Origin of the sequence: Novosphingobium sp. (assembly GCF_025351285.1) — a bacterium.
In the GTDB taxonomy this organism is placed as follows: domain Bacteria; phylum Pseudomonadota; class Alphaproteobacteria; order Sphingomonadales; family Sphingomonadaceae; genus Novosphingobium.
The window spans coordinates 1-9,096 of record NZ_JANXWG010000146.1 but is presented as its reverse complement, the minus strand read 5'-3'; the positions used below and the strand labels follow the sequence as shown (position 1 = coordinate 9,096).

The window sequence follows — 9,096 nt, the reverse complement described above, 5'->3', positions numbered from 1 at the left end:
CTCGGCTTCGCGCGCGCCTTTGCCGAGGCCGCGATGGTTGGCGGGCTGGCAGACTGGTTTGCGGTCACCGCGCTGTTCCGCCACCCGCTGGGCGTGCCGATCCCGCACACCGCGATCATCCCCGAAAACAAGGACCGCATCGCCGAGACCATGGCGGCGTTCCTGCAGGACAATTTCCTGACGCCGATCGTGGTTGCGCGGCGGTTGCAGGCGATGAACGCGGCGGTTGCATTGGGCGGTTTCCTGTCCGATCCCAAGGGCGGGGAAGGGCGCATCCGCGCCGGCGCCGCAGGGCTGATCGCCGATGTGCTCGAATCGCTCGATCCCGAACAGCTCGGCGGGCTGGCCAAGGGAGCGCTGCGCACGCAGATCGAGAAGTGGGAAGTCGCGCCGCTGCTGGGCCAATTGCTCAGCGCCGCGATCGCGGACAAGCGCCACATGCCGTTGATTGACGCGACCATTCGTCGTGCCGCTTTGGTGCTAGAAGACAACGAACCGCTGATCCGCGACATGATCCACGAACGGGCCAATGGCCTGCTGCGCTGGACCAAGCTCGACGAACGGCTCGCCAACGCGGTGCTCGACGGGCTGTACAAGCTACTCGCCGAAACCGTGGTCGATCCCCAGCACCCGTTGCGACGGCGGATCGAGGAGGGGCTCGAAGAACTGGCCGAAGGCCTGCTCCACGATCCGGCAATGCGCGAACGGGTCGAGCGGCTGAAACGCGAAGTGCTCGGCAACCCGGCCTTCGCACGCTGGCTCGATGCGCTGTGGGAACGCGGGCGCGCAAAGCTGTTGCAGATGGTGCGCGAGCCCGAAGGGATGCTCGCCGGTCAACTCGGCAACAGCGTGGCCGATCTGGGCGCCGCGTTGCAGCGTGATCCGCGGCTGCAACTCATGGTCAACCGCTTCGCGCGGCGGACGCTGGTGGGCGTGGCCACGCGCTATGGCGGGCAAATCGTGCGGCTGGTGTCCGAAACGGTCAAGCGTTGGGACGCGCGCACGGTGACCGATCGGATCGAGGGTGCAGTCGGGCGCGATCTCCAGTTCATCCGCATCAACGGCACGCTGGTCGGCGGCCTGGTCGGAGTGCTGATTCACTCTGTGGACATGCTGCTGTGAGCTTTTCGCTCGCCTCCGGCGCCCCCATGCTGCGTACCGAACGCCTTGATCTGTGGCAGCCCGCGGCGACGGACCTGGCAGGGCTGCACAGCATGGTTGCGCCTGAGGCAGTGCGGCGCTTTCTCGGCAACCGCCCGACAACGATGGCTGAAGAATCGGCGCGATTGCTGCGCAATGCCGGAAGTTGGGCGCTTTACGGCTATGGCACGTTCGTCATGCGCCCAAGGGATGGCGGGGCGATCCTTGGCATTTGCGGCGTGTTCCATTCGTGGCGCGGGTTCGGCGATGGCCTCGATGATGTACCCGAAGCCGGCTGGATCCTGGGCGAAGCATCATGGGGTCAGGGCCTTGCCGGCGAAGCGATGCGCACTGTGCTGGCGTGGTTCGATGAAACGCACGGTACCCGGCGGATCGCCTGCATGATCGAGGAAGGACACCATGCCTCGGTGCGGCTGGCGCACGCGCTCGGGTTCGAGGCCTATGCCGTGCACCAGGAAGAAGGCGGTGAGCGGCCGCTGGTCTTGCTCGAACGCCTGAACGCCGGCCAGCCGAGGGAGCGCCTGCCATGAAAATCGCATTCGCGGCGTCGCTGCTCGTTGCTTTCGGCGTGGCCGGACCCGCGACGGCTGCACCTGCCGCCTGGACCCAGCCGATGGCGCCGTTCCAGGTGATCGACAACGTCTACTACGTCGGATCGGCGGGGATCGCGGCTTGGATCATCAAGACGCCAGCGGGCTTGATCCTGCTCGATGCGGGGATGCCCGAATATGTGCCCACAGTGGAAGCGAACATCCGCACGCTGGGGTTCAAGCTGTCGGATGTGAAGATCCTGCTCAACAGCCACGCCCATTTCGATCATTCGGGCGGGCTCGCGCGGATCAAGGCCGATACGGGCGCCAAGCTGATCGCCAGCGAAGGCGATCGGCTGGCGCTCGAACGCGGTGTCTATCCGGGATGGGAGCAGGACCATTCGCTCGACGCGCCGCCGGTCAAGGTCGATCGCGTCGTGGCCGATGGCGGCACCGTGGCACTTGGCGGCGTAAAGCTCACCGCGATGATCACGCCGGGGCATAGCGCGGGCTGCACCAATTACCTGTTGACCGTGCGCGATCAGGGCGCCGCGCACACCGTATTTTTCTTCTGCAGCGCCAGCGTCGCCGCCAACCGGCTGGTGCCGAACCCGCAGTATCCCGGGATCGTCGCTGATTATCGCCGGACGTTCGCGCGGCTGAAGACGGTCAGGGCTGATGTATTCCTGGCGCCGCATGCCGAATTCTACGATCTGGCGGGAAAGCGCGGACGGTTGCGCAATCCCGGGCCAAATCCGTTCATCGTGCCGGGCGAAATGCAGAAACTCGTCGCCGCGATGGAGCAGGGCTTTGTCAAGGCGCTGGCCGAACAGACCACACGCTCCAACACGCCAAAACACTGATCCCGCGAACGAAGCGGGCCGGGTAGATCAACCGCCCGGCCCGCCCATAAAGCATGGCTGCCAAGTTCAGCCGTTGATTTGGTGCTTCAACTGGCTCATCTGGTCATGACCGGCTCGGACCGAAGTCCATGCCAAGCCGACGGCGGCGCGCGCGGCCGGCGAAAGATCGACGTTCTTCATCGCGGTTTCGAACTTGCCCTTGAGATAGTCCTCACCACGCTCGACCTCGTTGATGATCGCCTCGTTGTCGCGACCCGTGATGGCGGTCTTCAGATCGAAGAAGGTGCGGTGGATGGCGCCCATTGTCGATGTGTCGTTCTCGGGTTCGCTGCCCTGCTGGGCAACCACTGCCTGCAACTGTGCGGCAACTTCACGGCGCTCACGCGCGCGATCGGCAAAGATCGTGCCCAGGCTGGCGCTTTCGATGTCGCCTGCCGCCTTGGTGTAGCCTTCGACGCTGTCGAGCAAAGTCGAGATCAGCGTGTTCAAGGCGGCCACATCATGACCTCCGCCATCACGCTCGCCAGCGCGATGGGTCGTGGAATCGTAAGTCGGGTTGAAAGCGGTCGTTTCCATGGCAAATCTCCTGAAGGGATATGCTGGAACAACGCTTGCCCCCGCCAGCTTGCTCCCTCAGCCGCTCGCTATTGGTGCACGGCTGGGCGCAGCAAGGGGCTGGAAAGCTGACAGAAATTCGGGGAAGGTTGGATAAATGCCTCCGGCGGGCAAGGGCCATCGGCCTTGCAACCCATTACCGACGAAGTGGATGCGATGCTGAGAGGAAGTGTGCGACCGCAGCGCCGCAGGTTTTAAAGTCGCTGCGCGGCGGGCGCTGCATTTCGATGAGACGCAACGCTGCCAGTCCGCGATACAAGGGCGATGGCCATTGCCCGCCGGAGGCCACTTCAATTCTCATCCACGCAAAGAAAAGGGCCGGAACGCTTGCGCGCTCCGGCCCCGATCTTGTGGTTGTATGGTCGTATGGTGGTTTGGACTTAGAAGTCCATTCCGCCCATTCCGCCCATGCCGCCGCCGCCGCCCATGCCGCCCATGGCCGGCTTGTCGTCGGGCTTGTCGCTGATCGCGGCTTCGGTCGTGATCAGCAGGCCGGCGACCGAGGCTGCGTCCTGCAGCGCGGTGCGGACGACCTTGGTGGGGTCGACCACGCCGGCGGCGATCAGGTTTTCGTAGACGTCGGTTGCGGCGTTGAAGCCCTGCGTCTCGTCGTTGACGCGCAGCAGATTGCCGGCAACCACTGCACCGTCATGCCCGGCATTCTGGGCGATCTGGCGGAGTGGGGTCTGGATGGCGCGGCGGACGATGTCGATGCCCTTGGTCTGGTCATCGTTGGCGCCCTTCATGCCTTCCAGGGCCTTGGTTGCATAAAGCAACGCGGTACCGCCACCGGGGACGATGCCTTCTTCAACCGCGGCGCGGGTAGCGTGGAGCGCGTCGTCGACGCGATCCTTGCGTTCCTTGACCTCGACTTCCGAAGCGCCACCGACCTTGATCACGGCAACGCCGCCGGCCAGCTTGGCCAGGCGTTCCTGGAGCTTTTCACGGTCGTAGTCCGAAGTGGTGACTTCGATCTGCGAACGGATCTGCTCGACGCGCGCCTTGATATCGTCGGCCGAACCCAGGCCGTCGATGATCGTGGTGTTGTCCTTGTCGATGGTGATGCGCTTGGCCGAACCGAGCATACCGACAGTGACGTTCTCGAGCTTGATGCCGAGATCTTCCGAGATCATCTCGCCCGCGGTCAGCGTGGCGATATCGCCCAGCATGGCCTTGCGGCGATCACCGAAGCCGGGAGCCTTGACAGCCGCAACTTTGAGCCCGCCGCGCAGCTTGTTGACCACCAGCGTGGCCAGTGCTTCGCCTTCGATATCCTCGGCGATGATCAGCAGCGGGCGGCCCGACTGCACCACGGCCTCGAGGATCGGCAGCATCGCCTGGAGCGACGACAGCTTCTTCTCGTGAATCAGGATGTAGGGGTTTTCCAGCTCGACGGTCATCTTGTCGGGGTTGGTCACGAAGTAGGGCGACAGGTAGCCGCGATCGAACTGCATGCCTTCGACGACATCGAGTTCGAATTCGAGACCCTTGGCCTCTTCGACGGTGATCACGCCTTCCTTGCCGACCTTTTCCATCGCTTCGGCAATCTTGTTACCGACTTCGGTATCGCCATTGGCCGAGATGATGCCGACTTGCGCGATTTCGGTGGTGCCCGAAACCGGCTTCGAACGCGCCTTGAGGTCTTCGACAACCTTGCTGACGGCCAGATCGATGCCGCGCTTGAGGTCCATCGGGTTCATGCCGGTGGCGACCGAGGTCATGCCTTCACGAACGATCGCCTGCGCCAGCACGGTGGCGGTGGTGGTGCCATCGCCGGCCTGGTCGTTGGTTTTCGAGGCCACTTCGCGCAGCATCTGCGCGCCCATGTTCTCGAACTTGTCCTTGAGCTCGATTTCCTTGGCGACGGTAACGCCGTCCTTGGTGATGCGCGGTGCGCCGAAGCTCTTGTCGATGACGACGTTGCGGCCCTTGGGGCCCAGCGTGACCTTCACTGCGTCGGCGAGGATATCAACACCCCTGAGGATGCGTTCGCGCGCGTCGCGCGAAAAGCGTACGTCCTTGGCTGCCATGATATGTTCCTTTGGATTTAAGTTATTGCGAAAGCTCGGAAATTCAGGCGATCACGCCGAGAATATCCGATTCCTTCATGATCAGCAGGTCTTCGCCGTTGACCTTGACTTCGGTGCCCGACCACTTGCCGAACAGCACCTTGTCGCCAGCCTTGACGTCGAGCGGGGTGATCTTGCCGTCATCGGCGCGGGTGCCGGTGCCGACGGCGACGATTTCGCCTTCAGCGGGCTTTTCCTTGGCGCTGTCGGGGATGATGATGCCGCCAGCCGTCTTTTCTTCGGCCTCAACGCGGCGCACGAGCACGCGATCGTGCAGCGGGCGAAAGTTCATGGGAGTCTCCCTCTCAAGTGTCATAAAACTGCCTTGGCACTCTCAAGGCGAGAGTGCCAGCGAGCTGCATATGGGCAGGGGGCGGGTGGGCGTCAAGCGGCGGGGGGCAAGTTTCTTTGCGCCGCGACGAACGAAAACCGATCTTGAAGTGAGTCAATTCGGCAAGAGTCCCAGTCGCTCGCGCGCCCACCAGCGGCGGACCATCAGCACCGCGACAAACAGCAGCCCGATGGCCAGCCCCAGCCACACGCCGGAGCCGCGAAAAGGCGTGAACAGGCCGAGCAGCGCCGCGGTGCCGAAACCGGCGAGCCAGTATCCCCACAGGGCGATGGCCATCGGCCTTTGCGTGTCCTGCAAACCGCGCAATGCACCGGCGGCGATGGTCTGCGTGCTGTCGGCAAGCTGGAACGCTGCGCCGATCGCGAGATAGCGCACCGCAAAGCCCACCATCGCCGCATTCGCCACCGCATGGACGTCGACGTAGGCCGAAATGAGCAGGCGCGGCGTGAACAGCATCAGGATGGCGTTGCCCACCGCAAAGGCCAGCCCGAGCCTCAAGGCGGCGGCACCCGCGCGGCGGATCGCGTCCGAATCGCGCGCGCCATAAGCATAGCCCACACGGATCGTCGCGGCCTGGCCGATCCCGAAAGGCACCTGGAACGCCAGCGCAGCGATCTGCAACGCCACTGCATGGCCCGCCAGCTCGGTTTGCCCGATCAGCCCCATCAGGAACGCCGCGCTGCCGAACAGTCCGCCCTCGGCGATCACGGTGAACGCAATCGGGGTGCCGATCCGGACGATCTCGCGAAAGCGCGACCATTCGGGCCGCCACCAGCGGCCCATGATGCGATAGCGCCGCAGCCGGCGGTCGGCGCGGATGGCGACGAAGTAGGCGGCGAGTGTCGCCCAGGCGGTGCAAACGCTGGCCAGGCCTGAACCGTTGAGCCCGAGCGCGGGAGCGCCCCAGTGCCCGAACACGAAAGCATAGTTGGCCGCGCCGTTGACCAGAATCGCCAGCGCGGTGATCGCGGTTGCAAACGCCGGGCGTCCCAGCGCCGAGATGAAGTTGCGCAACACGTTGCTGAGGATCATCGGCACGATCGCAAAGGCCAGTACTTGAAGGAAGCCTCCCGCGCGTGCCGCCACGACTGAATCTTGCCCGGCTGCAAGCAGGATCGCCTCGCCCTGCCACGTCACCACCATGCACCCAAGGCCCAGCAAGATCGCCAGCCACAGTCCCATCCGCACGCTGCGGCGCACCTGCCGCACCGCATGACGGCGCGCGCCGAGTTCGGCGGCGATCAGCGGCGCAACCGCGCCGGTCATCGCCGAACTGCCCCAGGCCATCAGCGAATAGAGCGCGATCGACAGGCTAGCCGCCGCCAGCGCCTGCTCACCCAACCGCGCCACGAAGATCACGTCGATCGCATAGACCAGCATCTGCAGCAGGTTGGCCGCCGCCAGCGGCCCCGCCAGCCGCAGCATCGCGCCAAATTCGACGCGCATGGCCGATAGCGCCGCAACCGGGGTGGGATGCGGGGCGGTGACCAAGGGCAAGGCGGGCGCGTCGGACATAAAGCCGGCGCGGATATGCGATCGATTCGCGCGTGAAAAGCAATCGCTTGGTGGACCGCGGCGAATGTCGGTTTCCCGCGGCGCGAGGGCAACACTGTTGCTCCCTGCTGCCGCGCTCTTCAGTTGCTTGGAACAAGCGCCGGTCTGGCCGGTTTTGCGCGAGACCCCGCCTCGAAGTCCGGAGCTCCCCCGATGACGCAAGCCACTGTTTCCGCCCCGCCGACAACGCTCGTCCGCTATTCGCCCGAGGTCGAGAATGTTTCGGTCGACGAAGCAGAGGCAGTCGACGCGCTCAAGGCCAGCTTCAAGACGATCATGGACACGACCAGCCGCGATTACGGCCGGGCAGTGCGCGGAGTCCACGCCAAGGGACACGCGCTGGTGCATGGTTCGTTGACGGTGGCGGCCGGCCTGCCACCCGCGCTGGCGCAGGGTCTATTCGCCCAAGCCGGCCGCTATCCAGCGGTGCTGCGGTTGTCGACCGTGCCCGGCGACATCCTCGACGACGCGGTCAGTTCGGCGCGCGGCGCTGCGCTCAAGATCAGCAGCGTGCCCGGCGCGCCGCTGCCCGGCGCGACGCGGGGCGAGCAGGACTTTCTGATGGTCAACGGCCCGGTGTTCGGCGCGAAAACACCCGGCGCGTTTGCGAAGAACCTCAAGCTGCTCGCCGCCACGACCGACAGGGCCGAGGGGTTGAAGAAGGCCTGGTCGGCCACGCTGCGCGCGCTCGAGGCCGGGCTGGAAGCGTTGGGTGGCCATTCGATGTTGCTAAATGCGCTGGGTGGCGCGCCCGAAACGCATCCGCTGGGCGAAACCTATTTCACCACCACCGCATTCCGATTCGGTGATTACATTGCCAAGCTGTCGCTGCGCCCGGTTTCGCCCGCGCTGACCGCGCACAGCGGCGAGATCATCAAATTGCACGGCCGCGCCGACGCGTTGCGCGAGGAAATCGGCACAGTCATCGAGCAGCAGCTGGCGCGCTGGGACTTGTGCGTCCAGCTTTGCGCCGACCTCGATACGATGCCGGTTGAAGATCCGACCGTCGAATGGGACCAGGCGGTCAGCCCTTACCTGACGGTCGCCACGTTCGAAGCCGATCCCCAAGTGTCATGGGACGCGGGCAGCGATGCGGCAGAAGATGCGCTGTACTTCAGCCCGTGGAACGGTTTGGCGGCGCACCAGCCGCTCGGCGCGGTGAACCGGGCGAGGAAGGACGTCTATGCCTATGCGCAAGGGTATCGCGCCAATTTCAACCACTGCCCGATCCATGGTGCGCGCACCGCCCAAGGCATTCAGGGCTGAAGCACCGCACGCTCCAAAAGGTGCGCAAACGAAAAAAGGGCGGCCCCGTCGGGCCGCCCTTTCGCATTTCCCCGCACCGTGGAGCGGTGCGGGAAACTGGTTGTAGGATTACTTGATCGAGCCGATTACTTGATCTCAACCGTGCCGCCAGCGGCTTCGACCTTGGCCTTGATTTCTTCGGCTTCAGCCTTGTTGACGCCTTCCTTGATCGCCTTCGGAGCCGATTCCACAAGGGTCTTGGCTTCGGTCAGGCCGAGCTGGGTGATGGCGCGGACTTCCTTGATGACCTGGATCTTCTTCCCGCCGTCGCCGGTCAGAATGACGTCGAATTCGGTCTTTTCTTCAACCGCTTCGGCAGCGGCGGCAGGAGCCGCGGCAACTGCTACGGCAGCAGCGGCGGAAACGCCCCATGCTTCTTCGAGCGCCTTGGCAAGATCGGCGGCTTCGAGAACGGTCAGCTTCGAAAGTTCTGCAACGAGATTGGCGATGTCAGCCATGATAAATCACTCCTGGTGTCTGTAAGTCCGGCCACCGGCGCGGACAAATGCGTGTGGTGAACGGTCTCAGGCCGCGTCTTTTTCGGCATAGGCGCTGAATACGCGCGCCAGCTTGGCCGCCGGAGCGGTTGCGAGCTGGGCGAGTTTCGTTGCCGGTGCCTGGACGAGGCCGATAAGCCTGCCGCGCAG

At 64.5% G+C, this 9,096-nt stretch carries 9 protein-coding genes and 1 pseudogene; 4 read left to right on the top strand and 6 right to left on the bottom strand.

Annotated elements, in window-relative coordinates:
• The 3 genes from Q0R16_RS17630 to bla form a co-directional block, all read left to right on the top strand.
• Positions 1-1,122 (top strand): DUF445 domain-containing protein (locus Q0R16_RS17630; RefSeq protein ID WP_295639253.1); only part of this gene is annotated, 1,122 nt, incomplete at its 5' end.
• A gap of 26 nt (positions 1,123-1,148) precedes the next feature.
• On the top strand, positions 1,149-1,691 hold the full coding sequence (locus tag Q0R16_RS17625; RefSeq protein WP_295639250.1) for a GNAT family N-acetyltransferase: 543 nt from the start codon (positions 1,149-1,151) through the stop codon (positions 1,689-1,691).
• Positions 1,688-2,554: a subclass B3 metallo-beta-lactamase gene (gene bla / locus Q0R16_RS17620; protein WP_295639247.1), complete on the top strand. Its 867-nt coding sequence runs from the start codon at positions 1,688-1,690 to the stop codon at positions 2,552-2,554. Before Q0R16_RS17625 ends, bla begins: the two co-directional genes overlap by 4 nt.
• Positions 2,555-2,620: 66 nt before the next feature.
• On the opposite strand, the gene Q0R16_RS17615 is transcribed toward bla, so the two are convergent.
• The 4 genes from Q0R16_RS17615 to Q0R16_RS17600 form a co-directional block, all read right to left on the bottom strand.
• The gene (locus tag Q0R16_RS17615; protein WP_295639244.1) at positions 2,621-3,130 is read right to left on the bottom strand and encodes a PA2169 family four-helix-bundle protein; all 510 of its coding nucleotides are present in this window, start codon (positions 3,128-3,130) and stop codon (positions 2,621-2,623) included.
• A gap of 419 nt (positions 3,131-3,549) precedes the next feature.
• The gene (groL, locus tag Q0R16_RS17610; protein ID WP_295639241.1) at positions 3,550-5,199 is read right to left on the bottom strand and encodes a chaperonin GroEL; all 1,650 of its coding nucleotides are present in this window, start codon (positions 5,197-5,199) and stop codon (positions 3,550-3,552) included.
• Between the two features lie 43 nt (positions 5,200-5,242).
• Positions 5,243-5,530 carry a co-chaperone GroES gene (gene groES / locus Q0R16_RS17605; RefSeq protein ID WP_295639238.1) on the bottom strand — a complete coding sequence of 96 codons (288 nt, stop codon included), beginning with the start codon at positions 5,528-5,530 and terminating at the stop codon, positions 5,243-5,245.
• A gap of 153 nt (positions 5,531-5,683) precedes the next feature.
• Complete coding sequence (locus Q0R16_RS17600) at positions 5,684-7,105, bottom strand: MATE family efflux transporter (RefSeq protein WP_366857949.1); 1,422 nt, start codon at positions 7,103-7,105, stop codon at positions 5,684-5,686.
• Positions 7,106-7,297: 192 nt separating this feature from the next.
• Here Q0R16_RS17600 and Q0R16_RS17595 point away from each other — a divergent pair, with 192 nt between their 5' ends.
• A complete protein-coding gene (locus Q0R16_RS17595; RefSeq protein WP_295639235.1) occupies positions 7,298-8,410 on the top strand; it encodes a catalase family protein in 1,113 nt (370 codons plus the stop codon).
• A gap of 125 nt (positions 8,411-8,535) precedes the next feature.
• Here the strand turns inward: Q0R16_RS17595 and rplL are convergent, their stop codons facing one another.
• Both rplL and Q0R16_RS17585 read right to left on the bottom strand, forming a co-directional pair.
• The gene (rplL, locus tag Q0R16_RS17590) at positions 8,536-8,907 is read right to left on the bottom strand and encodes a 50S ribosomal protein L7/L12 (protein WP_295639232.1); all 372 of its coding nucleotides are present in this window, start codon (positions 8,905-8,907) and stop codon (positions 8,536-8,538) included.
• A 66-nt stretch (positions 8,908-8,973) separates the two neighbouring features.
• Positions 8,974-9,096 (bottom strand): annotated as a pseudogene (locus Q0R16_RS17585) (50S ribosomal protein L10); the annotation flags it as partial.